Annotated in this window: 20 protein-coding genes and 4 pseudogenes; 12 read left to right on the top strand and 12 right to left on the bottom strand. The window is 69.3% G+C overall.

What is annotated here, in order from left to right; translation table 11 throughout:
- Window positions 1-116: 116 nt before the first annotated feature.
- Window positions 117-497 carry a hypothetical protein gene (locus JEQ17_RS47865; protein WP_200401195.1) on the bottom strand — a complete coding sequence of 127 codons (381 nt, stop codon included), beginning with the start codon at window positions 495-497 and terminating at the stop codon, window positions 117-119.
- Window positions 498-1,008: 511 nt separating this feature from the next.
- On the opposite strand from JEQ17_RS47865, the gene JEQ17_RS47860 reads away from it, so the two are divergent.
- Both JEQ17_RS47860 and JEQ17_RS47855 read left to right on the top strand, forming a co-directional pair.
- Complete coding sequence (locus JEQ17_RS47860) at window positions 1,009-1,509, top strand: hypothetical protein (RefSeq protein WP_200401194.1); 501 nt, start codon at window positions 1,009-1,011, stop codon at window positions 1,507-1,509.
- Window positions 1,510-1,640: 131 nt separating this feature from the next.
- Window positions 1,641-1,826, top strand: a pseudogene (locus JEQ17_RS47855) (NF041680 family putative transposase); the annotation flags it as partial.
- 53 nt (window positions 1,827-1,879) lie between these two features.
- On the opposite strand, the gene JEQ17_RS47850 reads toward JEQ17_RS47855, so the two are convergent.
- The 4 genes from JEQ17_RS47850 to JEQ17_RS47835 all read right to left on the bottom strand — a co-directional run bounded on the left by JEQ17_RS47850 (window position 1,880) and on the right by JEQ17_RS47835 (window position 6,157).
- Window positions 1,880-3,070: an IS110 family RNA-guided transposase gene (locus tag JEQ17_RS47850; protein ID WP_200401193.1), complete on the bottom strand. Its 1,191-nt coding sequence runs from the start codon at window positions 3,068-3,070 to the stop codon at window positions 1,880-1,882.
- Window positions 3,071-3,386: 316 nt separating this feature from the next.
- A complete protein-coding gene (locus JEQ17_RS47845) occupies window positions 3,387-5,321 on the bottom strand; it encodes a caspase, EACC1-associated type (protein ID WP_200401192.1) in 1,935 nt (644 codons plus the stop codon).
- Window positions 5,314-5,730: a hypothetical protein gene (locus JEQ17_RS47840; protein ID WP_200401191.1), complete on the bottom strand. Its 417-nt coding sequence runs from the start codon at window positions 5,728-5,730 to the stop codon at window positions 5,314-5,316. The genes JEQ17_RS47845 and JEQ17_RS47840 overlap by 8 nt, the downstream gene beginning before the upstream one ends.
- A 112-nt stretch (window positions 5,731-5,842) precedes the next feature.
- Window positions 5,843-6,157, bottom strand: a complete 315-nt coding sequence (locus JEQ17_RS47835) for a hypothetical protein (RefSeq protein ID WP_200401190.1) — start codon at window positions 6,155-6,157, stop codon at window positions 5,843-5,845.
- A 224-nt stretch (window positions 6,158-6,381) separates the two neighbouring features.
- On the opposite strand from JEQ17_RS47835, the pseudogene JEQ17_RS50365 reads away from it, so the two are divergent.
- From JEQ17_RS50365 to JEQ17_RS47800, 7 genes and pseudogenes are all read left to right on the top strand, one after another.
- Window positions 6,382-7,086 (top strand): annotated as a pseudogene (locus JEQ17_RS50365) (ISL3 family transposase); the annotation flags it as partial.
- Window positions 7,087-7,373: 287 nt separating this feature from the next.
- Window positions 7,374-7,988 carry a transposase gene (locus JEQ17_RS50360; protein WP_234048861.1) on the top strand — a complete coding sequence of 205 codons (615 nt, stop codon included), beginning with the start codon at window positions 7,374-7,376 and terminating at the stop codon, window positions 7,986-7,988.
- A 132-nt stretch (window positions 7,989-8,120) separates the two neighbouring features.
- Window positions 8,121-8,615, top strand: coding sequence for a hypothetical protein (locus JEQ17_RS47820; protein ID WP_234048663.1), 495 nt, complete (start codon window positions 8,121-8,123; stop codon window positions 8,613-8,615).
- Window positions 8,616-8,794: 179 nt separating this feature from the next.
- Window positions 8,795-9,124, top strand: coding sequence for a hypothetical protein (locus tag JEQ17_RS47815; protein WP_200401186.1), 330 nt, complete (start codon window positions 8,795-8,797; stop codon window positions 9,122-9,124).
- Between the two features lie 148 nt (window positions 9,125-9,272).
- Window positions 9,273-9,584 (top strand): annotated as a pseudogene (locus JEQ17_RS47810) (YciI family protein); the annotation flags it as partial.
- Between the two features lie 83 nt (window positions 9,585-9,667).
- A complete protein-coding gene (locus JEQ17_RS47805; protein WP_200401185.1) occupies window positions 9,668-10,384 on the top strand; it encodes a hypothetical protein in 717 nt (238 codons plus the stop codon).
- 104 nt (window positions 10,385-10,488) lie between these two features.
- Window positions 10,489-12,159: a RecQ family ATP-dependent DNA helicase gene (locus JEQ17_RS47800; RefSeq protein ID WP_407700180.1), complete on the top strand. Its 1,671-nt coding sequence runs from the start codon at window positions 10,489-10,491 to the stop codon at window positions 12,157-12,159.
- On the opposite strand, the gene JEQ17_RS47795 is transcribed toward JEQ17_RS47800, so the two are convergent.
- Entirely contained in the window at window positions 12,160-12,636 is a 477-nt protein-coding gene (locus JEQ17_RS47795; protein WP_189845467.1) for a MarR family winged helix-turn-helix transcriptional regulator, read from the bottom strand. It lies immediately after the preceding gene.
- An 87-nt stretch (window positions 12,637-12,723) separates the two neighbouring features.
- On the opposite strand from JEQ17_RS47795, the gene JEQ17_RS47790 reads away from it, so the two are divergent.
- The gene (locus tag JEQ17_RS47790; RefSeq protein ID WP_200401184.1) at window positions 12,724-13,614 is read left to right on the top strand and encodes an alpha/beta fold hydrolase; all 891 of its coding nucleotides are present in this window, start codon (window positions 12,724-12,726) and stop codon (window positions 13,612-13,614) included.
- 424 nt (window positions 13,615-14,038) lie between these two features.
- Here the strand turns inward: JEQ17_RS47790 and JEQ17_RS47785 are convergent, their stop codons facing one another.
- Entirely contained in the window at window positions 14,039-14,347 is a 309-nt protein-coding gene (locus JEQ17_RS47785) for a DUF6355 family natural product biosynthesis protein (RefSeq protein ID WP_200401183.1), read from the bottom strand.
- 1,225 nt (window positions 14,348-15,572) lie between these two features.
- Window positions 15,573-15,749 (bottom strand): ANTAR domain-containing protein, encoded by a 177-nt coding sequence (locus JEQ17_RS47780; protein ID WP_200401182.1) that lies wholly within the window; start codon window positions 15,747-15,749, stop codon window positions 15,573-15,575.
- A gap of 345 nt (window positions 15,750-16,094) precedes the next feature.
- Here JEQ17_RS47780 and JEQ17_RS47775 point away from each other — a divergent pair.
- Window positions 16,095-16,292 (top strand): annotated as a pseudogene (locus tag JEQ17_RS47775) (transposase); the annotation flags it as partial.
- Window positions 16,293-16,398: 106 nt separating this feature from the next.
- On the opposite strand, the gene JEQ17_RS47770 reads toward JEQ17_RS47775, so the two are convergent.
- Window positions 16,399-16,887, bottom strand: a complete 489-nt coding sequence (locus JEQ17_RS47770) for an Lrp/AsnC family transcriptional regulator (protein WP_200401181.1) — start codon at window positions 16,885-16,887, stop codon at window positions 16,399-16,401.
- Window positions 16,888-17,060: 173 nt separating this feature from the next.
- On the opposite strand from JEQ17_RS47770, the gene JEQ17_RS47765 reads away from it, so the two are divergent.
- Window positions 17,061-18,500, top strand: a complete 1,440-nt coding sequence (locus JEQ17_RS47765) for a pyridoxal phosphate-dependent decarboxylase family protein (RefSeq protein ID WP_200401180.1) — start codon at window positions 17,061-17,063, stop codon at window positions 18,498-18,500.
- 392 nt (window positions 18,501-18,892) lie between these two features.
- Here JEQ17_RS47765 and JEQ17_RS47760 read toward each other — a convergent pair whose 3' ends face one another.
- The 3 genes from JEQ17_RS47760 to JEQ17_RS47750 all read right to left on the bottom strand — a co-directional run bounded on the left by JEQ17_RS47760 (window position 18,893) and on the right by JEQ17_RS47750 (window position 24,543).
- Window positions 18,893-21,013 carry a PQQ-dependent sugar dehydrogenase gene (locus JEQ17_RS47760; RefSeq protein ID WP_200401179.1) on the bottom strand — a complete coding sequence of 707 codons (2,121 nt, stop codon included), beginning with the start codon at window positions 21,011-21,013 and terminating at the stop codon, window positions 18,893-18,895.
- Between the two features lie 204 nt (window positions 21,014-21,217).
- The gene (locus tag JEQ17_RS47755; protein WP_200401178.1) at window positions 21,218-22,381 is read right to left on the bottom strand and encodes a sugar phosphate isomerase/epimerase family protein; all 1,164 of its coding nucleotides are present in this window, start codon (window positions 22,379-22,381) and stop codon (window positions 21,218-21,220) included.
- A 1,154-nt stretch (window positions 22,382-23,535) separates the two neighbouring features.
- Window positions 23,536-24,543 carry a sugar phosphate isomerase/epimerase family protein gene (locus JEQ17_RS47750; RefSeq protein ID WP_200401177.1) on the bottom strand — a complete coding sequence of 336 codons (1,008 nt, stop codon included), beginning with the start codon at window positions 24,541-24,543 and terminating at the stop codon, window positions 23,536-23,538.
- Between the last annotated feature and the right edge of the window lie 29 nt (window positions 24,544-24,572).

Raw genomic sequence — 24,572 nt, 5'->3', positions numbered from 1 at the left:
GTCCTGCGTCGGCCTCAGCCTGGATCTACTGGAGCAGGCTTTTCCAGGTTCCGTCGGCCGACCGCAAGCGATGGCGTTCATCGACCGTCTTCCACCGGATGAACCGTTCGGGCAGGTCACCATTCCGGACCTGCGTACACGATGTACGCGTAGCAGTCCTCACAGCCCTTGACGTACCCCCACCGGAACTTCCCGCTGGGGCTGGTGAGTCTGACCCCGGTCTCACCGTGGCGCCACTCGCCAAGGCTGTCGCCCATGACACGGAGCCAAGCATGGCCCGAACAGTGGCCAGAAAACTTGTCCTTGCTGGCCACCGCCCTCGTGCGAGAAATACTCAAGCTGTAGTAGGTCTCGCACGAACGCTCGTAGTAGAAGTGGCCAGGGCTGTCGTCGTAGACCGTGTCACCCGGGCCGATCACTCGCGCGGAGGCGGGGGTGACGGCCAGCATGAACGCTGCGGCGGCAGCGCCGAGGACGGTGGCGACGCGCTTACTCATAGTTCCCTCCAGAGCAGTGGATACGGATAGTTGCCTCATTGCAGTAGGTCCATCCCGACCCGTTGGACTCGCCCTCAGCTAGCAAAGCGCCTTGATTGCGCAATCCGGCTGCCAGCTCGCCCTGTTTCCACGTGGTCGCGAACTGGACTTCATGCGGTGCCCACAAAGCAATATCACTGGCAGCACGGTGCGATTCATGGTGACAGGGAACGGGGCAAGGCAGAACCTATAACCTTTCAGGTTGCTATCCGTGACTGATCGGCGGGATGACGGACAGCCCTCTGAGTAACTTCGCGGGCGGCCGGTTCGAGGGGCGGAACGTTTGGCTGGCCGGGCAGCCGGCCAGCATTGCGAGCCTGATGACGGCCCCAGCGTCATCCGGGACGAGCACCGGCGCCCCCTCAGCTTGTTCTTCAACCTCGGTCCGGCCATGGCGGGGTGGCTGGCGGGCCTGAGCATGAGCAGTCGAATCGGGATGCGCCGTTAGACAAGGCAGTTGCATACTCACCGCATGGCCTTGTTCTCTGAGCGGTTCCGGGATCCGCGCAGCACCGAGTACGACTTCATCAGTTTGATCATTGTGCACTGTCCTGGTTGCGAGAAGGCCGCTCGTGTCGTTCCAGCGCCCGAAGACTCTGATCCCGGGGGGCGGATCCTGTTCAGGCCGCGACGTCTGGTCTGTCGTGGGTGCGGACTGTCGCGGGTGTGGAGCGGCCGTCGTGTCGCGCTCCCTGTCGGCACAGCTCAACCCGCGACGGATCCGTATTTCGGTATGCTTCTGTGGCTCCAGGTTGAGACCCGGCACGGGTGGTTGTGGGCGTACAACCTCGAACATCTCGACTTGATCCGTCGTTTCGTCCAGGCACCGCTTCGGGAACGAGCGCCCTGGTACGACACCGGGCAGAAGATGACGTTGGTGGCCCGTCTTCCGGCATGGATCAAGAGGGCGAAGAACCGGGACGAGATCCTGCGTGCCGTCATCCGCATCCACGCCTCACTGGTTGTCACCTGACCTGCTTACCAGCGTTCGAACGTCACTCGAACTTGATCTCTGCTTCCACTGTTCGGCGGACGTGCGGGCGGCCTCCGCACGATCATGTGCTCCGACCAAAGAGGCACTTGACCAGTACGAAGGCCGTAAGGGTGAGTCTGCTGCCTGATGCTGTTCCGGTGGAGGCGTTCGCGCAAGCGTCACACTTCCGGGAGGACTCATTCGACTGTCTGACCGCGCGCGGGGACGAACTGTTCGAGCTCGTCGACGCGTTGTTGTGCGCGGACGGTCCGGTGACCTCGCCGGTGAACCTGACGCTGGTGGCCGAGCACCGACGCAGCATCACCGAACGAAACCGACTCAGACCATAAAGAACTTCCCAATGACGATGTCAAGCCGCTGCTGTGACGGTTGGTAGGACCTCGTAACACGTTCCGTCGCGGAGCATGGCCCACAAGACATTGGCTCGTCGACGAGCCAGAGCGAGCAGGGCCTGCTTGTGGCCCTTCCCCTCGTTGCGTTTTCGTCCGTAGTAGGCCTGAGAGGCGGAGCAGGCTCTCAGGCTGGCCATCGCGGAGAGATAGAGGGCTCGGAGCAGGCCTCGGTGGTAGCGGCGTGGGCGGCGCATGTTGCCGCTGACGCGTCCGGAGTCCCGCGGCACGGGTGAGAGGCCGGCGAAGGACGCCAGGCGGTCGGCCGTGCCGAAAGCCTCCATGTCTCCGCCGGTTGCGGCGATGAACTCGGCACCGAGGAGGGAGCCCATGCCAGGCAGGCTCCGGATCACTGTCGCGTGTCGGTGCTCGTTGAACCGGGCTTCGATGAGCGCGTCGAGTTCGGCGATCTCCTCGTTGAGAGCCAGCACGCCTTTGGCTATCCGGGCCACCATGGCGCCCGCGAGAGTCTCACCCGGCAGCGCGGTGTGCTGCGACTTGGCCGCCTCGACGGCCGTCTCGGCAAGCACCGCTGCATTCTTCACCTTGCGGTTCTTCAGCCAGGTTCCGAGCCGGCCGGCCCCGCTGCGGCGGATCGCGGCCGGCGCCTGGTAACCGGTCAGCAGCACGACCGGACCCTTCTTGCTCAAGTTCAACGCCCGCTCCAGAGCAGGGAAGAACTCCAGCAGCTGAGCCCGCAGCCGGTTGGTCTGACGGGTGCGGTCGTTGACCAGATCAAGGCGACGGGCGGTCAGGGTGCGCAGGTCGACGGCTATCTCGTCACCGGGCCGCAGGAGACCGAGATCTTGGCGCATGCGTGCCTGATCAGCGATAACGAACGCGTCCTTCTCATCCGTCTTGCCCTGACCGCGGTAGGCCGTCGACGCCTGGTGCACGGCGAGGCCGGTGATGTAGACCATCGGCTGCCGGTGGTTGAGCAGAAGGCCGATCAGCAGCGCGGCACCGCCATGATTGATGTCCACCGCCCACAGGGCGTCCTCGGACAGCGTGAGTACGTCTGTGATGAGCTCCAGCAGAGCCTGTTCGTCGTTGAAGACTCGGCGGGAGAGGAGGCGTTCACCTCGCTCGTCGACCACCACGCAGTGGTGGTGTTCCTTGCCGATGTCCACTCCGGCCCAGATCCGGGGCACGGGTCACCTCCGCCAGTTCGTCGTCACACACGGACCCGCAGACGACCTCGCCGACGTTGTCCTACACAGCGATCAAGTCGCGTATCCCAATTAGCGGTCGAGTCGTCGCGGGGCTCCGGGCGGCCAAGTTCTTTGAGCCATCGAACGGCGACAAGCTCACAGCCATACCCAGAACCCCCGGGCCCGCTGATCTTACGAAGGACCAGCTCAGACCCACGCTTGAAAGGTAGGACAAGCTCAGAGCCTGTGTCTGAACCGCTGAGATGGATCTTCGGGCGGGTCTAGCCTGGCGCTGTGTTCGGGTTCGTCGGCCCGTTCATCCGCGGCGAGGGGGCGCTGGAGACGCGGGCTGCCTGCGACGCCACAGGTTGACACAGCACCAGAGCTCGATGATCCAGGTGAGCGTGAGGGCCACCGTCCCCACGCTGGGCGCCCAGTAGGCGCTGAACTCGCTGAGCACGCTGTAGGCCTGTCCCGCGACCGCTATGGTCGCCGCTGTCACGCAGGCGAGCCAGCCGATCACCGGCGTTCGGAATGGGAGCATGGAGCCGCGCAGGGCGAGCGCTCCGAGCACGCCGGCCGTGGAGAGGCCCGCCCAGAGCGCAATCACGAACAGCCAGCCGCGCCCGCTCACGTCGGTGTGCGCGAAGTAGGCGCGGCCATCGGCCGTTGCGGTCGCGATGGGGGTGACCAGCGCGAGCAGAGCGAGGACGAACGCGGAGTACAGGAGAGCGGCACTCAACCGCGCGGCCCGGGCCCTTCCTGGCGGCGCCTCGACGGCGGCCGCCGACTCCGGTTCCCTCCGCTCTGGTGGCTTCCGCTCCGAGGTCTTGGGCCCCGGCGGCCTCGGCTCCTCAGTTACGGGGCCGGGCGCGGGTGGCGGTTGCGGGGCCCGCTCTGGTGTCTTTCGCACGGAAGGCTCCTGGACCGGCGTTGCCCGCGCTGGCCGCGCCAACGGTCGGCGCGGACGGCGAGCCGGCACCGCGTCCACGCCCACGTGCACCGGGAGTTCACCCGTCGCCGTGCGCACCAGCACGTCGCCCTCGTAGTGCCCCGGTTCAGCTACGTCCGCGCTCACCTGAACCCCTTTCGCCACGCAGGTCACCCGCAGCCAGGGCACCCCGAGCGCCGCCTCCACCGTGGCATGGACGATCGGTGGGCCCTCCAGAGCGAGTAGGGTCGGCGGACCCGGCGTGCCCGCAGTGACCGTGCCCAGGTCGACGAAGTCCGTCGCGACCCGGGGGTGTGCCGTGCGCAGGGCGCGTTCGGCGCCCTGCGAGACCCGGCGGCTGTCGTCGTGGGTCAGATCGGCGAGGGCCGCACGGGCCGTCAGGGCGAGTCCCACGTCGTTGCCCCGTAGCAGGGTGCTCAGGTCCTCAACTGCCCACAGCCGCTCCTCGCGGCCCGTCGCATGCACCGCGCCGTCCAGCCAGGCGGGCAGCGCGACGGCGGCCGGGGCCCTGGGCTTGGCACGGGCAATGGGGACGTCGCCGCCGTGTGCGCCGAACAGCCACAGCTGGGGCGTCTGGTGGGGCGTCAGCTCCGCCAGATGGTCGGAGACGTAGTCGGCCAGTTCGGACATGCCGATCTCGCCATCTCCGTCCCGGTCGGCGTCGCCCGAGCGCAAGCCCTTGACCAGCGAGCCGGTGAACAGCGACGGTCGGCGTCCCGCGGGCAGGTCCGCTCCGGTCACCGGGCGGTCCTCCTCGAAGGCGTACTGGACAGCGCTCGACGCCGTGAACACGGCGCGGCCCCGCCGCCCGCCCGTCCGCTCCAGGTCCTGGAAACTCTCCTGCACATGGGCGTCCGTATCGGCCCGGGGGAACATGCCTCGCTCAAAGGCCCCCGCGTAACAGCAGTCGAGCAGGACGACCGCCCGTTGGGCGCGGCTCGCCAGCATCATGCCGCTCACGTACTCGGCTGGCACCGCCGTGGAGGTGAGCCGGCTGCGCCGGGTATCTGCAGTCGCGAGGAACAGCTTGCCGGCCGTGTTCTTCACTCCGTGGCACGAAAAGTGAAGCAGCAGGGTATGGCGGGGCGAGCGGTCCGCGAAGAAGTCCTCGACCTTCACACGCAGCCGCTGGGAGTCAGGGTCGGTGAGCACTTCCACCTCGAAACCCCCGACGTCCGGATCGCCGAGGACCTCCGCAAGCGCCTCGGCGTCGTCCGTCGGGGCCCGCAGTGCGCCGAGCCCGGGGTCGTCGTACGCGCTGGTCACGACGATGAGTGCCTGCCGCTCCCGGTCAGCCATCGCCCGTCTGCCTCGATTCGACGGCCGTCGTACAGGCATCGAGCCATAGGGCCACCATGCGGCGCTGGTCTTCAGCGTCGCCGCCGCGGAGTTCGAGCCGCCTGTCGTCCATCCTGAGTGATACGTCCGGTGCCGGTCCGTGGGCGCGGCCGCGCCACTTGCCGACGACCGTGACGACCTGGTGCAGCAGCGCCGGGGCAGCTGTGAGTGTCACGAGCAGGGCGTTGACCTGTTCCAGGGCGCTTGACCGGCTGCCTGGAGGAGCGGGGCCGGCGTCGGGCCGCCCGACGTCCTCCACATCGAGCTGGAGGAGGTCTTCTCGCAGGCCGTCCAAGTCCCGGAGCAGTGACTCGACGTCCCCGTCGGACCGCTCGGCGTCGCGAACTTCGATGCGCAGCTGATCGACCACGGCTCTTCGCCTCCCTACCAGTCTCGCACCGCTCAGTAGGTTGCGCCCGCTGACCGAGCACGGGCCCATGATCGGCTGTGGCGATTGGCACGTCAGGCTCAGACACAGGCTCTCAAGAACGGCCGCCAGTTCGGAATCCGCCGAAGACAGGGCCGTTCCACTGCGGCGGAACCACCACCGGTACGAGGCGCACTTCGGTGCCGTGCCGGCCCGCCGCATCGAGAAGGATCTGCAGCATCTCCAGTCCCGCCCGGTCGAGAGCACCGAGGCGCGTCCGCCACGTCTGCGTCTCCAGGTCGTACGCTGCGACCGAGCGCAGCGTGTTCAGCTGCTCCTGCCAGTGAGGCTCGGCGGCTCGTGCCGCCCAGATGGTGGCCTCCAACACCCAGACGTTTTCCCTGGCTGTGACGTTGCTCAGTGGCTCCATCGTGTTGGTCTCAAGTGGCGCCAGCTGGGGAAGAATTTGCGGCTTCCGGACGTCTTGAAGTGGGCTCTGGCAGCGATCACGGGAAGCTGTCACGGTCGGTGAAGGGCGTGTTCGATTCCCATGCCTGAGCCGGGGTGCGCTGGGTTGTATCCGCCAATATGTGACGCTCCCTCAACTCTTAGTGGAGCGGGCTGGAGACTCGTGTCGCGGTCGACGTCTTGGGCATGGACGGTTGCGAACTCTCCTGGCAGGACGTGCTGTTCGCGGGTGTGGCTGTGGTCGTCGAGTCCGCGGTGCGCGGCGCGACGGTGACGGTCATGCGGGCCCGTAGCCGGAGCCGTGACGGGCGGTGCCCGAAGTGTGGTACTCCGTCGTCCCGGGTGCACGACCGATACCAGCGGCGGTTGCAGGATGTGCCGCTGGCCTCGCGGCAGGTGGAGATCACGTTGGAGGTCCGTCGGTTCGTCTGCGCGAACGCGCAGTGCCCGCAGCGGACGTTCGCCGAGCAAATTCCAGGCTTCACCAGCGCATACGCACGCTGCACCAATCGCCTGGGGGCACTGTTGAACGTGATCGCGCTGGCCCTGGGTGGACGCGCCGGAGCGCGCATGGCCGCCGCGCTGGGCGTCACGGCGGGGCGGATGGGGCTGCTGAGCAGGGTGCGGGCGATGCCCGACCCGTCGAACGACACCCCGCGTGTACTCGGTGTGGACGACTTCGCGATCAAGCGCGGCCACACCTATGCGACCGTGCTCACCGACGGGGAGACACACCGGGTCGTCGACGTGCTGCCCAGCCGGGATACCGGACCGCTGACCACGTGGCTGCTCGCGCATCCCGGCGTGGAGGTCGTGTGCCGAGACCGGGCCGGTGCCTACGCCGAGGGCGCCGCCGTCGGCGCACCGGAGGCGATCCAGGTGGCAGATCGCTTCCATTTGTGGATGAATCTGGGCCAGGCCGTCGAGAAGTGCGTCGCCGCGCACCGCTCCTGTCTCAGCCCGCCGCCGTCGGCGCCGGCCCCGTCGGCGCCGGCCCCGTCCGCACAGCCACCGCCCGGTACCGCAACGGCGCACGGCAACGGCCGCCTCGCCGCGCGGCTGCAGGCCCATCATGCCCTGGTCCATGGTCTGTTGGAGCAGGGCTTGGGGATCCGGGCCATCGCCCGCCACCTGGGCTGGGGCCGTCACACCGTGCAGCGGTACGCCCGTGCCGAGGGATGGCAACAGGTCTCCCCGGGACGTCACCGGCGCGGCAGCAGCCTCGACGTCCACCACACCTACCTCTCCCGACGCATCGCCGAGGCCCGAGGCCGTATCTCGCTCACCGTCCTGCACCGCGAACTTGCCGAACGCGGCTGGCAGGGCAGCTACTCCACGCTGCGCGACTGGGCGCGGCACCGCCTTCACCAGCCCCACCGGACCCCACAGCCGCCCCGGCACCGCCGACCGCGCGGCAGGTCACCGGCTGGCTCATCCGCCGGCCAGCCTCGCTCACCGAGGACGAACACCAGCAGCTCAAAGCGGTCCTGGACACCTGCCCCGAGCTGGCAACCGCGCACCAACTCGTCCGTGACTTCGGTGACATGCTCACCCAGCAGACTGGCGTCCTCCTGCCCGCCTGGATCGACGAGGCTCTTACGGCGGACCTGCCCGGCCTGACCGGCTTCGCCCGCGGCCTCACCAATGATCTCGACGCCGTCACCGCCGGGCTCACCCTCCGCTGGAGCTCGGGCGGTACCGAGGGCGCCGTGAACCGCATCAAAAAGATCAAGAGGCAGCTGTATGGGCGCGCCGAATTCGAACTCCTACGGAAGATGATCCTGCTCGCGTGACCCGCCGCGACGACTGCCTGCGCCAACGCAGGTTGGGCATTGTCACCGGAGGTTGGTCACCAGTAGGTTCGAGCCGCTGACGTTCGAGCGACAGGGGATGCGGGGCCTCGGGTGGCACTGCTGGACACACTGATGACAACGGCCGCCGGGGCGCTGTCCGCCACGATCGGGGTCCTGGTCGGGGGCATTGTCACGCACCGGGCCCAGGACCGTCAGTGGCTGCGGGATAGGCAACTGATCGCTTACCAGGAACTGATCAGCCACTACGCCAAGTTCACGATGACCATCAGCCGTGCCCATGCCGGCCGACAGGGATGGGACTACGACTGGAGCGAGTGGAGTGCAGCCCTGACCCGTGCCAGCCTGGTCGCCCCCGCCGCCGTCGCGGCGGAGATCGACAACTTCGGCAAGGCCATCGGCACGTTCCTGGACCAGGTGGCGCGTGACCCGGCACGCGACCCGTCGCGTGATCCGTTGAACGCGGAGGAGTTCGCCCAAGCCAATCGTGCGCCCGCCCAGGCGCAGGTGCAGTTGGTCAACGCCATACGACGGTCACTGAGCAAAGATCAGAAGGAACTGTCCTTCTGGATAGGTGGATCCCTCGCGGGCCGTCACGACCACCCCTGACAGACACGGAACGCCCTCACGGCCCACGATCGCCCAGCGCCCCCCGGCTCAGACATGGGAATCGAACACGCCCTTCACCGACCGTGACAGCTTCCCGTGATCGCTGCCAGAGCCCATTTCGCCCCACCGCCCCTCAATGCGTCCGTGCGACCCACCAACTGGGGCCGCTCGAAGCCAACATGCCGGGGCCGCTGAACAACGTCACAGCCAGTTCGGGGTGCGCGAGCGGTGAAAGCCGAACTCGGGCGACCAGCACCACGGGTCGCGCGGGCAGCGGCGAGCAGCAGCCGGGCCAGGTCCTCCTCTTCGTCGTGGGCACGGTCCATCGGCAGCCCGCGGTTGTCGAGCTGGAGGCGCAGGACCGTCTCGTGCAGCCGTGCGACGAGTTCCTGGCCCACTGCATGCATGCACCCGAACGCGTCGGAGGCGTGGGTGCCAGTGAGCAGGATGCCTGCGCTCGCGACGGGGTCGACGGGCTCGGCCGCGGTGAACGCGAGACGCAGCCGTAGTCGATCGCCGTGCCCACGGTGCCGGCTTCGGCGCCGACGCCGAGGCCGGGCAGGACCATGTGCTCGCCCTGGTACCGAGCGCGGACGCTCTTGCGGAGAGAGCGCCGGCTGACAGCTCGCGGTCGAGGAACCGGCGCAGCGGCGTGCGCGGACAGTGCTGCTGCGCCGGTGGCGCAACCTGCTGGGGCGCACCATGTGGGAGTTCCCCGGCGGCCGGACCGGCGGCGACCGGTATCTGGTGCTGGGCCTCGGTCCGGATCCGGCCGCCGAGCTCACCGTGCCGCAGGACCGGGAGCGACTGATCGCGTACGGGCCGCTGTTGTCCGACGACGGCGTCACCTGGCTGGGCACGGTGGCCCTGCTCCGGGCGCCGGACCCGGACACGGCACGCGCCGTGCCGGCGCCGGACGGGTATGCCGAGATCGAGGTCCACGGCTGGGAGTTCGGCGGGCGGCGCTGACGCACCCCGGTGGCGAACCGGGGAAACCCGTCCATCCCGGACGACGGGTGAAACGGATGGGGGGTCGCCCACGCCATAGGGGCATGAGGAACCGTACGAGCATACGGAGCAGGGCGACCACGGGTGCCGCCGTGACGGCCGTCGCCCTGGCGCTGGGAACGCTCGGAGGGTCGAGCGCCGGCGCGGAGACGGTCCCGACCGTGGCCGCCGGGTCCACCACCGAGCCTGCCAAGACCGTCAAGCCTGCCGATTCGGGTGATTCGGCCCTTGGCCCCGCCGAGCCCACCACCGTCGCCGAGCCGGACCCCACCCACGCCCCGGCCCCCGCCACCACCTGCACCGGCACCCAGCCCCTTGGCAGCCTCCCCGAGGCCACCGAGGACTCTCCGCTGGAGCGGACCGTCGCCCACGCCGACCGGATGGCCTCCGACGCCCGCTACTTCGCCGTCTACACCGGCATGTCCGTCGCCTCCCGGGCGGCCGACATCTACCGCATGCCCTCCGCCGCCTTCGACGCCGCGCTCTGCGGGGCCGCCGAGAAGGGCGTCACGGTCAGGCTGCACGACACCGACGTCAACCACGCCGAACTGGTCGCTCTGCAACGCCGGATCAGCGCGGACATGTCCCGCTGGGACGGTACCTTCCAACTGCGCATGGTCGGGCTGGACGTGACGTCCGTGGTCGTGGGCGTCGACGACCCCGCCGTCGCCGAGCCCATCCTGAAGAAGGCCTTCGGCGCCGGACACATCACGGTGCGGGTCGAAGAACCCGTCAACGCGTGGCTCCTCCCCGCCGACTGACCGCCGGCCAGCGGACTGCTTCGCGACGACGCGGGCACTAGACCCACCACTGCCCACCCGGTTCCGTCGGACGCGTGCACCCTTCTCCAGGAGTCCCTTTGCCGATCAGCCTGTTCGTCGCCCGTCGTCTCCGCAGAGCCGCGCGGGAGGCCTTCGGATGGGACGTGTTGCGTCCCGGGCAGCTCACCGCGATGAAGGCGGTCATGCGGGGGCGGGATGCCATGGTGGTGATGCCGACCGGCTCGGGCAAGTCGGCGGTGTACCAGGTGCCGGGCACGCTGCTCGGTGGGCCGACGGTCGTCGTGTCGCCGCTGATCGCCCTCCAGCGGGACCAGATCGCCGGGCTCCTGCGCAACGGCGGACAGCCGGCCGTCGCCGTCAACTCGTCGATGTCCAGGGCGAAGAACGAGCAGGCGTGGGAGAGCGTGGGCGACGGAACCGCCCGGTTCCTCTTCCTCGCCCCGGAGCAACTCGCCAAGCAGGACGTGCTGGAGCGGCTCGCCACGCTCGGACCGTCCCTCTTCGTCGTGGACGAGGCGCACTGCGTGTCCTCCTGGGGCCACGAGTTCCGGCCCGACTACCTCAGGCTCCGGCAGGCCGCCGAGCGCGTCGGGCGCCCGCCGATCCTCGCCCTCACCGCCAGCGCCGCCGCCCCCGTGCGCGCCGACATCGTCGAGCAGCTCGGTATGCGCAAGGTCCGCGAGGTGGTGGCCGGGTTCGACCGGCCCAACATCCGCCTGGAGGTCACCCGTTTCCTCGACGACGCGGCCAAGCGGCGTGCCGTGGTCGAGCGGGCGGCGGCCGAGCCCAAGCCGGGCATCGTCTACGTCGCCACCCGCAAGGACGCCGAAGCGTACGCCGCCGAGCTGGGCGAACTCGGCCTGAGCGCCGCCGCGTACCACGCGGGCAGCCGGTCGGCCGAGCGCAGCGCGGTCCATGACCGCTTCCTCGGCGGCGAGTTGGACGTGGTGGTGGCCACGTCGGCCTTCGGCATGGGCATCGACAAGCCCGACGTACGGTTCGTGCTGCACGCCTCGGTGCCCGGTTCCCTCGACGCCTACTACCAGGAGATAGGCCGGGCGGGCCGCGACGGCGAGGAGTCCCGGGCCGTCCTGCACTACCGCGTCGAGGACCTGGCCCTGCAGCGGTTCTTCTCCACCGGCCGCCCCGACCCGGACACCATCGCCGATGTCTCCCGACGCGTACGGGACCGCGCGACTCCCGTGACACCGGCGGAACTTCAGGAGGAGACCGGGCTGTCCGCCGCCCGGCTGACCGCGATCCTCAACCTCCTGGAGAGCGCCGGAGGCGTCACCACCGAACGCGGCAAGGTGGTCCCCGTGCCCGGGGCCGACGCGGAGCAAGTCGCCGCCAGGGCAGTCGAGTCGGCCCTCGCCCACGAGAGCATGGAACGCTCCCGGGTCGACATGATGCGCGGCCTGGCCGAGACCACCGGCTGCCGACGGCGTTTCCTTCTCGGCTACTTCGGCGAACGCCTCAACTCGCCCTGCGGCAACTGCGACCGGTGCGAGCAGCGACCCACCGGCGGGAGAGTCGACGCGGTCCCCGGCCGGGCCCGCCTCCGCGCCGCCTCACCCGTACGCCACGACCACCCGTTCCCGCCCGGTACCAGCGTCCACCACCCCCAGTGGGGCGACGGCGAGGTGCTCAGCGAGGAGGACGGCCGGCTCACCGTCCTGTTCGCCTCGGTCGGCTACCGCACCCTATCCCTGCCGGTGATCCTGGAGAAGAACCTGCTCAAGACGGTCTCCTAGCTAGCGCAGTTCCTGTCCCGCCGCCCAGCCCGGAGCGTCGAGGTTGATGGGCGAGTCGCCGACGAATTGGGCGAGCTGCGTTTCCAGCTCGGCGAGTTCGGCGGCGCCCAGGCGCACTTCCCAGCGGGCCCGCACCTCGTCGAAGATCGCCGTGCCCTCGGTGATCAGCCCGATCCCGTGATCGGTGATCCGGATGTTCTTGCGGCGGCTGTCGGCGGGGTCGGTCTCGGTGGTGACGTACCCGCGTTCGACGAGCGCGGCGATCGTCTTCGCCGCGGCCTGCTTGGTGATGGCGAGTCTGCGGGCCAAGTCCGAGGCGCTGTCGGCGCCGGCTCGGATGGCCCGGATCGCGTACTCGTGCGACGGCCGGGCGTCGGGGTATCCCCGGGTCGCCAGCTCCCGGACCACTTCGTCCACCAGATTGCGATAGCTGCCCAGGAGCAGCAGGGCGAGATCGGCGCCGGATCGTGAGGACATGACCACAGTCTAGATCTTCCCTTGACCTGGACAACCAGGTTGACCAACACTGGAGTCAACCTGGTTGTCTATCTTGGGAGTCATCGCATGACCAGCTCTTTCGTAACCGCCGCGCCCGCCGTGGCGGGCGTCACGCACCACACCGCCGAGGTCAACGGCACCACGTTGCACTACGTCTCGGCGGGCGACACCGGCTCCCCGATCCTGCTGGTGCACGGGTGGCCGGAGTCCTGGTGGGCCTTCCGCGACGTCATCCCGCTGCTCGCCGCCACCCACCGGGTGTTCGCCGTCGACCTGCGCGGCTTCGGCGACTCCGGCATCGCCGACGGCGACCACGACTTGGCCACCATGGCGGAGGACCTGCACCGGCTGGTCGCCCACCTCGGCGTCGGGCCCGTGCACGTGACCTGCCAGGACATCAGCGGCGGGCCGGTCTTCGCGTTCGCGGCCACGCACCCCGGCGACGTCCTCAGCTTCACCGGCGTCGAGACCACCCTTCCGGGGTACGGCTGGGAGATGCTGGCCGACGTGAGGAACGGCGGCTCCTGGCACGTGGGATTCCTGGCCGCCCCGGGAATTCCGGAGCTGTTCCTGGCCGGCCGCGAGCGAGTGATGCTCGACTGGGCCGTCTCGGTGATGACAATGGTGCCGGGCGGGGTCACCGAGGCCGACCTCGACGAGTTCGCCCGCACCTACGCGCGGCCGGGCGGCTGGCGCGGCACCGAGGGGCTCTACCGTTCCTCCCTGACCGGCGGCGACCGGATGCGGGCACTGGCCGAGTCGCGGCCGCTGACCGTTCCCGTGCTCGCCGTCGACGGCATCAACGCCCCCTTCACCGAGCGGACGATGCGCCAGGTCGCCGACGACGTCACCGCGGTCACAATCCCGGACGTCGGGCATTTCGTCGCGCAGGAGGCGCCCGCCGCCTTCGCCACCGCGGTCGGCGACTTCGTCGACCGCGTCGACCGGAGCCGCTGAACGGCCGAGTCTCTGCACCGCCACCCTCCGTGCCCTCTCCGGCCTGCCGCTGACGCGGCCTCGAGCCGGGGCAGCGCCGTTGCCTCCCGGATTCGTGCTGCCGAGGTGGGCAACTCCCGGGGGACGACGAGCCCTCCGACAAGTAGCAAGACAGAAGGCCCCGCTCCTCGGCTACCGAAGGGCGGGGCCTTTTCCGTACCCAGGCGGCCCACGCCGTCTGGATCAACTGCCTAGCGTTGATTTTTCACTGAAAGCTACGGACGGTCCGACGGCCAGGTGGGGCCAAAAGAACCTGGAACAGCCGTCCCCGACCCACCCCGCCCTGGGGCCAAATGACGTTGCCCGAGTGGGGCCAGAACTACCTGCTCAAAACACCCGGTCGCGGCGCTTCCCGGCACAGGTGACGAGACGGGACCCGGCGGGGCTAGCCGCAGGTGCCCGCGATGGCCCATGCGTTGTCGATCTCGTCGGTCGTGCCGAGATGGGTCTCGCCCGGCGGGACGCACCTCTTGATGTCGGTCGGCCACCAGTCGATGTCGACCTGGATCTTGACCCAGGTGCTGCCGCAGTGTCCGTAGTACGAGTCTGTCTGCGTCTCGTAGTAGCCGCAGGCCTTGACCCCGGCTTTCCCCTCGGGCGCGGCGTGGGCGCTTCCGGAGAGCGCCGTGCCCGCGAGGAGTACAGCGCTGAACGCGGCCGCGGCGAGGCGGAGCTTGCTTGCGGTTCTCTGCATGGAAGGGTTCCTCACTTGTGCGAGTCGACGGAAGGAGGCGACTTCGGCTGGTGGAAAGGTGCCTGCCTGCGGGCAGCTGTCGGCACGCGAGGTGCAAGGCGGCACTCGCGCCGCCCGGCTTACGTCTGGCCGGGCGGCTTGCCGCAGCAGGCGACGGTCTGGGTCTGGGTCTGGTCGGCGCTGGTGAGCGGTGCTACCGCGAGCCCAGCCACCATGCCGCGAACAGGCCGAACGTTACTTTGATCACTGTCTCCTCCTGTGTTTACCGGGATCCGGTGCCGCTTGGAGCGGTCACGTGCCGGCCCCTTTCCGGGGCGAAGGGCATGAGCTTCCACGGTTGATCGATTGCCCGACAGGTCTCTTTCACTACTTCAGACAATGTTTCGGGTTCCGGTACTGACGAATTGTTGTGCCGTGGCTGCAAGCGGGCGAAGGCCGGCGCCCGTGCTGTTACCCGACCGGAGCGTTCACGTCGCTCCTGCTCCAGCCGCCGTAGCGCCCAAGAGGTCTCCCGAGCCAGCGCCTCGAACTGTAGACCGCACCAGGGACGTCACGTCCCTGACAGATGTCAGGGTGTGGCATTCGCCCCTCACCTCATCGACCACGCATCGAGAACCTACGAGAGTCGCGAGAGCGCCATGGTCAAGGCGCGATTGAGCGGAGTTACCACCAGCAGCCGCCCGTCAGCCTGCAGCCGGGGCCGACGTCCGGCGCCTCGACGGCCTCTGAAATCAGCTCCTCCGCACGGGTGCTACAGCCGTCGGTGGGGTTGGGGCTGGCGTTCCAGTGCTTGAAGGATGTGCGCGGTAGACCTCCCGCGATTCGGTGCCCGGGGTCAGGCGGTCGACGGCGATGGCGAGCGGCACGGTCTCCGCGGCGTGGGTCGGCGGGGCGGCGGCCACGTGGCCCCGTAGAGCAGACTTGATCATCTGCTGTTGATAGCGGCCGCCTGCCGTGCCATGGGGCGCCGCCCGGCAGGTCACCCGTGTGAGTGGATCAGTCGTACCGGAGAAACGACCCTGCTCGGAGGTCCACGGCGGGCAAGGCCGACCGGCCAACTTGCCGCAGCCGAGCTCACACGTCCGACCTCACAACGACATCAGGCTTCCGAGTGATCAACGAAACGTTGATCTGCCGGAGCTGTCCCAACGCCCGGGCCTCGCGGTGAGATCCTGGTCGTGCTCTGCGCGGTGACGGGGCGCCGGTTGCCCGGACACCGGTACGTTCAACCCCGCCGCCGGACAGCTGACGCAGCTGCCAAACACTGTTGGAACTCCTCGGGCAGCGGCTCCTGACGGGGCGTCGTGGCAACCGCCTCTTCGGCCACATCGCGCAGTTTGGAGTTGCTGTGCTGCGAGACCGTCACCAGGATCTCCCAGGCGTCCTCGGGACTGCGGGACAAGACCGCCATCGGACGCCGCGAGCCAGGTCGATGGTTGGACGGCTTTCAATGGCTTTCCTGAGCTGCTGGGCCTCCTTACGCCACAGCTCCATCACCTCGGCCGTCGCGGAATCGGCATCATCGTCCAGGCGTGAGCGCTGAGATCCATGAGGGCCGCTGCCATCCGCCGCGAAGCACCTGCACCGGAGGGGGCACGCTGGGGACCGGCGCGTGAGAAGGGTTGCATAATCCGCGCCTGCCCCTCTCGCGTACCCACACTCCCCGTACGAACTGGCCTCGGCTCAGGGCTGGCGGCGGGCCGACTCTCCCCGTCCAGGCCATCGGCCAACGTCCCACAACGGCCGTGGTCCGTCCCGGGGATCAGAACAGGTGCTCAGCGCTGCGGCGACCAAGGCCCCTCGGCGCGGGCACGGCGCGATGCACGAGGCGTTGAACCGCGGGAGCGTGGACGTGCCCCGGCTGCGGCAGGTGCTCGCCGGGCTTCCGATGCCGCGGGCCGCTGACGGGCGCTTGGTCCTCGCGGTCGACGTCAGCAACTGGCTTGGCCATTGAGTGCTTCAGTTGGCGACTGCGGCACTCAGCTTGCTGCTTCACCTTCGGGCCGGGGACTCGCGGTGTATCTCCCAAGCAGGTGAAGGCGTGTCTCCGGTCATGCACGCGGGGCGGGCCAGGAGTTGAGGGGTAGCGGGCCGCGGTCGATGACGGTGCGGATGCAGAAGGTGCTGCGGGCGTCGCGGATAGGGCCGATGGCGAGGATCTGGTCGGTGAGCACCTTTTCGAAGGTGCGCAGGTCCGGTACGGCGAGTTCGACGAAGAAGTCGGCGTCGCCGGAGACCACATGGCAGGCGACCACATGCTCGATCGCTTTGAGGGCGTCTTCGACCACCTGAGAGGTGGTGCGGGAGTGCTCGACCTTGAGGGAGAGGAACACCGTCAGCCCGAGGCCGAGGCGTTCGCGGTCCAGATCGGCCCGGTAGCCGGCCAGGACGCCGTCCTCCTCCAGCGCCTTGGTGCGGCGCAGGCAGGACGAGGGTGACAGGCGTACGGCGTCGGCGAGGTCGACGTTGGGGGTGCGGCCGTGGCGCTGAAGGTGGTCCAGGATCGCCCGGTCGATGCGGTCGTACAGGGGTCGCGGCATGAAATGCAGCGTATCCGCCGTATCGGCGAACAATCCTGCACCGTGGCGCCGTACGGGCACTCACTACGCCATCGTGTGCCGGACTCGGCGGCGCATTCTGGTCACGCGCTGCGGCCGCGAAACCGGTCCCGCTGCCACTTTCGTACCCCCTCTCACTCCCATCGGACTGCCTCATGCACCGTTTCCCCCTGGAACCCGACCGCGCCACGATGACCGAAATGGGCCGTCTCGTCCTGGACCGTGTCATCGACCGCACCGACAAGCTCCCGACCCGCCCCGCGACCAGCTCCCTGTCCCCGCGGGCCGAGGCCGAGCTCGCGGAGTCCTTCCTGGCGCCGCCGCCCGCCCGGGGCGGTGATCTGACGGCTCTGCTCGCGCGCCTGGACGAGGCCGCCGACTGCGCTCTGGAGACCGCCGGGCCGGGTCACCTGGCCTACATCCCGGGCAGCGGCCTGTACACGGCCGCGCTCGCCGAGTTCTACAACCGTGCCGTCAACCGCTACGGCGGCCTGGCCTCGGTCGCCCCGGCCCTCGCCGCGCTGGAAGAGAGCGTGATCCGCTGGATGGCCCGCGAGGTGTGCGGCCTCCCGGAGGGCAGCGGCGGCCTGCTGACCAGCGGCGGCTCGATGGCCACCTTCTCCGCGACGGTCGCCGCCCGCCACCACCGGCTCGGCGAGGATCTCGCCGGCGGCACCGTCTACACCACCGCCTTCGCCCACCACTCCGTCGCCAAGGCAGCCCGCCTCGCCGGCATCCGCGCCACTCACATACGGACCGTGCCGCACACCCCGGACCTGCGGATGGACCCCCAGGCCGCCGCCGCGATGATCCGTGCCGACCGGGACGCCGGGCTGCGACCGTTCCTGCTGGTGGCCACCGCCGGCACCACCGACACCGGCACCATCGACCCGCTGCCCCAGCTGGCCGGCCTGTCCCGCCGCGAGGACGTGTGGTTCCACATCGACGCGGCCTACGGAGGCTTCTTCCGGCTCACCGCACGCGGCTCAGAGCGCCTCACCGGCATGGAGGAAGCCGACTCGGTCACCCTGGACCCGCACAAGACGCTGTTCATGCCGTTCGGCACCGGCGCCCTGGTCGTCCGCGACCTCGCCGCCCTGCATGCCGCGCACGACGGCACCGGCAGGTACCTCCAGGACATGGCTTCGTCGGCAAGCGTCCCGGACTCCGGCCGGCTCGGGCCCGAGCTGACCCACGAGATCCGCGGTCTGCGGGCCTGGCTCCCCCTGCACCTGCACGGCGTGGACGCCTTCCGCGAAGCTCTGGACGAGAAGCTCGACCTGGCCGAACACGTCCACGACACACTGTCCGGCGTCGCGGAACTGGAGGTCCTGCAGCGCCCGGACCTGTCCACCGTGATCTTCCGCGTCCGCCCCGCCAACGACAGCCAAGCCGCCGCCGAGCGGGCCGACGAGGCAAGCCGCCGCCTGCTGGAGCGGATCAACGGCCACCAACGCATCGTGCTCTCCAGCACGGTGGTCGACGACCGCTACACCCTGCGCGTCTGCGTGGTCTCCCACCGCACCCACCACGACCGCATCACCGAAGCACTGAAGATCATCACTGCCGAGGCCAAGCGCCACACCACCACGTAGCGATCTCCGGCCACCTGCGATACGTCCCTCCGGGAAGCCGGGCAGGTTCAGCGTGGGTCGTGGGCTCACGGTTCCGGTTCGGGCTCGGGTGCCGGGTTCCTGTTTCCAGGGCACGGCACGACTGCGGTCACCGTCTTGCCCGCCGCATGGACCTCGACCCGCACGTCCACCGACAGCTCCCCCGCACCAGACGCCGGCCGAAGCCGCCCGGACTGGTGACATCCAGGGGAAGCATGCGCGGAGAGACGGTGCTGGCGTCATGAACTGCCACGCTCACCGATCCCGGCCCGGCCTCAAGCCGGAACCCGGTCGCCCCGCCGGCATGCCGCACCGCGTTGGTACCGCGGCAGCGGGGCCCCACGTGGCGCCCCGCTGCGTGTCGTCGGGTTGGATCAGTCGGCCGGTGTCAGTGCGACCTCGGCGCTGCCCGAGAGGGACGGCAGGCCGTCCGGGGGCGTGTCCGTGTAAGTGGCGTTGAAGACTGCCTTGAGGTTGTCCGAGCCGGAGTGGCCGCCGTCCACGAAGGTCACGAACGATCCGGAGCAGCCGTTACTCGTGGAGAGCGGGTGGCCGTGCGAGTCGTGGCCGAGGATGAACGAGACGCTGACCTTGGCACAGTCCACCGGCTGATCGTCGGTGACGGTGACCTGCCAGGTGACCGTGTCGCCCCAGTGGAACGGCGTGCCGCCGTGGGGGGCCGGGTCGGTGGTGAGTGAGACGGTGGGCGCCTTGTTGCCGACCACGACGGAGACGGAGGCGGAGGCCGAACGCCCGGTGCTGTCGGTGACCTTCAGCGTGGCGTCGTAGACGGCGTTGTCGGTGAAGGTGTGCTTCGGGTTCGCCTCCCGGGAGTCCACGGTGCCGTCGGCGTCGAAGTCCCAGGCGTAGCGCAGGGCGTCACCGTCGGCGTCCTTGGTGCCGGCGCTGGAGAACTGGACCGTCAGCGGGCTGGTGCCGTTGACGACGTCCGCGGCGACCTTGGGCTCCGGGGTGCGGTTGCCCCTGGTGAAGTCGATGCGGGAGAGCTGGGCTTCGGGCAGTTCCGCGAAGTAGCCGGTGCCGTACTCCAGGACGTACAGCGCGCCGTCGGGTCCGAACTCGGCGTCGATCGGGCCGTCTGTGGTGATCGAGGGGATGGCGTCCTCGATCTTCAGGACCTCGTTCTTCTTGCCGAGGGTGATGGCCTTCATCTGGTCGCGGGTCCACTCGTAGAAGAGCGGCTTGCCGTCGAAGTACTGGGGCCAGCGGTTCTGGGCCTTGTTGTGCTTGTCGTAGCCGTACACCGGGCCGCCCATGGGGCCGATGCCGCCCGTGCCGAGTTCGGGGAACTCCGCGGAGGCCCCGTAGCCGTAGACGATCTCGGAGTCCTCGACCGGGGGCAGCTCGCTGCGGCCGGTGTTGTGGCGCGAGTCGTTGACCGGCTTGGCGCAGTTGAACGCGCCGCTGGAGGTCTGAGTGGCGAAGTCGTAGTCCTGGTAGGGCATGTCCGGGGTCACACAGAACGGCCAGCCGTAGTTGGCGGGGCGGTCGATGACCATCCAGCGTCCCTGGCCGGCGGGACCGCGGCCCGGGTTGGCGGTGTTGGCGTCGGGCGAGTAGTCGCCGACGTAGACCTCGCCGGTCTTGTCGTCCACTCCGAAGCGGAAGGGGTTGCGCAGGCCCATGGCGTAGATCTCGGGGCGGGTCTTCGCGGTGCCCGGCGCGAAGAGGTTGCCCTTCGGTATGGCGTAGCCGCCGTTGGGCTTGGCCTTGATGCGCAGGACCTTGCCGCGCAGGTCGTTGGTGTTGCCCGCGGTGCGCCGTGCGTCGTAGGCCGGGTTGCGGTCGGCGCGGTCGTCGATCGGGGCGTAGCCGTCGGAGGAGAACGGGTTGGAGTCGTCTCCGGTGGACAGGAACAGGTTGCCCTTGCCATCGAAGTCGATCTTGCCGCCGACGTGGCAGCAGATGCCGCGGTCGGCCGGTACGTCGAGGATCTTCTGCTCGGTGGCGTAGTCGAGCTTGTTGCCCTCGAGCTTGAACCGCGACAGCCGGGTCACGCCCTTGTACTTGGCGAAGTCCGCGGCGGTGCCGAACTGCGGGGCGTCGCCTTCGTTGACGCCCGGGGTGGCCGGGTCGTCGATGGGGGTGTTCAGGCGGGGCGAGTAGTAGAGGTAGACCCAGTGGTTCTTGGCGAAGGCGGGGTCGATGGCGATGCCCTGCACGCCTTCCTCGTCGTGCTGATAGAGCCCGGCGGGGCTCTTCTTCAGGTCGGCGGCGAGGAAGTTCACGCCGCTCTTGGGGTCGTGGATGCGGACCTCTCCGGTGCGCGCGGTGTGCAGCACTCGGCGGTCGGGCAGGACGGCCAGGGCCATGGGCTCGCCCGGGCGGTCGTTGAGGGTGACCTTCTGGAAGTCCGACGCAGCCGGCGGTGCGGGGTTCGGTTTGGCGGCTTGGGCTGGGGAGAGCGGCGTGAGCCCGATGGCTCCGGCCAGCGCTGCCGCCCCCACGAGGGTGACGATCCGTCTGTTACGCACTCAGAACTCCTTTGGTCTGGCCAGCGGGTGAAGTGCCAGGCGAAATGCGTGAGTTGGACGCTAGGACGCACTCTTTCAACTCGTCAAGGACAAAGTTTCAACCTTTTCGAGGAAAGCCCGTCCTGGGTCTTTCGGTCTTTTCGGGCATGGCCGGGGACCCGCCCGGCGCCAAGGTGCCGGGCGGGCACGGCGGGTGATGCTCCGTCAGTGGCGGGCGCGCAAGGCCGCGAGGTTGTCGTAGCCGATGCGGGCGAACTCCAGGGACTGGCCGGGAACGGCGGCGCTCGGTGCGTTGTCCTGCTCGACCATCGGGTTGTGGTAGTTCTTCGCACCGACCCGGGTGAAGAACTTCCGGTAGTCGATGTCGCCCGTACCGAACGGCACCATGTCGTAGCCCAGGCCGCTCTGCAGGTTGACGACGCCGTCCTTGGCGTGGAAGAGCGGGAAGCGGTTGGTGTTGCAGACGACGAGGGCCGCCGGGTCGAAGAAGTCCTTGCGCTGCGAGCCGTCGTGGGCGGTGTACGTGTGGAACTTGTACTGCGCCACGTGCGCCCAGAAGACGTCCAGCTCCAGGTAGACGCTCTTGCGGTCCGTCGTCTTCAGGAAGTACTCCAGCTTGCGGATACCGGAGCTGCGGGTCGGCCGGCCCTGGGCGTCGAGCGGGCCGCCGTCGAGCAGGAAGTCGTAGGCCGCGTCGTGGTTGTGGGTGTAGAGCTTGATGCCCTCGCGGCGGGCGACGGCGCCCAGGGTGTTCCACTTCTGCGCGGCGACGTCCCAGTCGGCCCGGTAGGGGGTGTTGGTGGGGTCGGCGCCGGTGCCCATGTGCTCCATGCCGAGGATGTTGGATATCTCCAGCCAGCGCTTGAAGGTGTCCAGGTCGGACGGCGTCAGGGGCCAGGACGGCGGGATGAAGCCGTGGCTGCCCTGGGCCCGCAGCCCGTACTCGTCGAGCCAGGAGCGCAGCAGCTTCGCGCCCTGGACGGTGCCCAGATCGGCGCCGCCCAGCGCGTTGGCGTGCTGGCCGTAACCGGCGAACTCGACCTGGCGGTAGCCGAAGCGCGACAGCTGCTTGAAGACCTCGCGGAAACCGGAAGGCAGGTCGGAGGCGAGCGGGTCGCGGCCGACCGCGTCCCGGACGGTGTAGAGGATAATGCCGCGCTTGTGCGGCGGGACCAGAGCGGAACGGCCCCGGTCATGGTCGGTGGCTGCGGATCTCTCCTGTGCCAGGGCGGGTGAGGCGCCGAAGACCGGGGCAGCGATCGCCGCGCCGGTGACGGCCGTGCAGGTGGTGAGGAAACGGCGGCGGCTGACGCCGAGGGTGCGGCGCAGGGCGTCGCTGGTGACGGCTTCGTCGTTGAACGCGGTCACAGGGGTTCTCACTTTCGTTGTCGCGGTGCTGCGGATGCGTGACGGCTGCCGTCTCGTGCGAGGCCGGCGAGCCGCAGGAGAAGGGACTTCACTTCGGTGGCCGCGACGCGGCCGGGCACAGCGCGGGGGGTGGAGACCAGGGCGAGCGGACTTTCGTCGTCGCTCGCGGGGCGGAGGCCGCGTGGAGGGAGTTGGGCGGCCGTCGTACGGCGTCGGGTGCGGGCAGCGGCTCTGTGGAGGGGCGTTGACGGCGACCGTCCGTGCCGGCGCGTTGCGCACGCGGAAGGAAGTGAGGTCGGCGGCGCAGTCCGTGATGAGCACCTCGTCGCTGCGCGGGTCGTTCGGGAGCGGACTACAAGGCCGTATCTCCTCGTCGGCGGCCCGGAGTTCGGCGCGCACGGCGGGGGCGAGGCCGCCGTGCGCCAGGACGCCCGCGTCGGTGAGGAGTTGGGCTCGCCGGGACAGCGGACAGGGGGTGGTGCGGTGGCCGCCGAGGACGAGTGAGGGCAGGGGCGGCAGGCCGGTGCCGTCGCACGTTTCCGGTCGTGGTTCACGGGCTGCCTCCTGCCATGTCGAGGTGCCGATGTGGTGTGGAGGGCGGTGGGAGGGGGCTCCGGGGCCTCCCACCCACCGCCGGCGTCAGGGCGGCTTCGGCCGCGGCCGAGGAGGACTCCTCCGTGTTCGGCACGGTTACGGAGTGCGGGTGGGCGGCAAAAGGGCCGGCCGGTGGAAATGCGGATACCTGAGGGCTCGTCACCCTGCGCCGTGCGGGGACGTCCTCCGTGGCCGGTCGCACGAACCGTGCGCCGTGCGACCTGAATGCGCCATCAGTCTCGAACCACTGTGTGGTGCCTGTACACGAAGGGACCGTAGCCCCGTTCGTCCTTGACCGGAACCCTTCGCGCACCGAAGACGACGAACTTTTTCCTTGATCAGGACAAAGTGGAGTCAGGGCAGCCCGGACCGGCCCGGTGGCTCTCCCGCCACCGGGCATGGACCTGGTCGGCGCTCACCAGGTCAGGAGGGCAGCTACGGCTCGCCGGTGCCCCAACTACGCGCGGGCTGAGCCGATGCGCGCCCCCGCCGCCAGGACGCGCCCCGCCACGACCGCGCCGCTGAAAACCGACGGCGTGTCACGTCCTGGCCCCGGAACGCTAGTTGTCGCCGCCCGCGAAGGCGGCGTCGAAGGACGCCGAAGGTGGCTCGAAGTCGAACCGCTTCAGATGGGCGAGCGCACGCGGCGCGCCGACGAGACGGTCCATGCCGGCGTCCTCCCACTCCACGGAGACGGGCCCGCCGTAACCGATCGAACGCAGCATCCGGAACACGTCCTCCCATGGGACGTCACCGTGCCCGGCGGAGACGAAGTCCCAGCCGCGCCGCGGGTCGCCCCAGGGCAGATGGGAGCCGAGCCGCCCGTTGCGCCCGTCCAGACGCTTGCGAGCCTCCTTGCAGTCGACGTGATAGATCCGGTCCCGGAAGTCGTAGAGGAAGCCGACCGGGTCCAGGTCCTGCCAGACGAAGTGGCTGGGGTCGAAGTTGAGCCCGAAGGCCGGCCGGTGGTCCACCGCCTCCAGGGCGCGTTGCGTGGTCCAGTAGTCGTAGGCGATCTCGCTCGGATGGACCTCGTGGGCGAAGCGGACACCCTCGCTGTCGCACACGTCCAGGATCGGATTCCACCGCTCGGCGAAGTCCTCGTAGCCGCGCTCGATCATCCGCTCCGGTACCGGCGGGAACATCGCCACCAGATGCCAGATCGACGATCCGGTGAACCCGACGACCGTGTCGACACCGAAGGCGGCCGCGGCCCGCACCGTGTCCTTGATCTCGGCCGCGGCCCGCCGGCGTACCCCCTCCGGCTCCCCGTCGCCCCAGATCCGGGCGGGCAGGATGCCCTGGTGCCGTTCGTCGATGGGGTGATCGCACACGGCCTGGCCGACGAGATGGTTGGAGATCGCCCAGCACTTCAGGCCGTACTTCTCCAGCAGGGCATGCCGGCCGGCCAGATAGGACGGATCGGCCAGCGCCTTGTCGACCTCGAAGTGGTCGCCCCAGCAGGCGAGTTCGAGACCGTCGTAGCCGAACTCGGCGGCCAGCCTGCAGACCTCCTCCAACGGCAGATCGGCCCACTGACCGGTGAACAGGGTGAACGGGCGTGGCATGGTGCCTCCGAGCGGGGTTCCTGACGGCT

Origin of the sequence: Streptomyces liliifuscus (assembly GCF_016598615.1) — a bacterium.
Taxonomy (GTDB): Bacteria; Actinomycetota; Actinomycetes; order Streptomycetales; family Streptomycetaceae; genus Streptomyces; species Streptomyces liliifuscus.
Note: the sequence above shows the minus strand (reverse complement) of the source record. Positions and strands in the feature narration are given on the sequence as shown.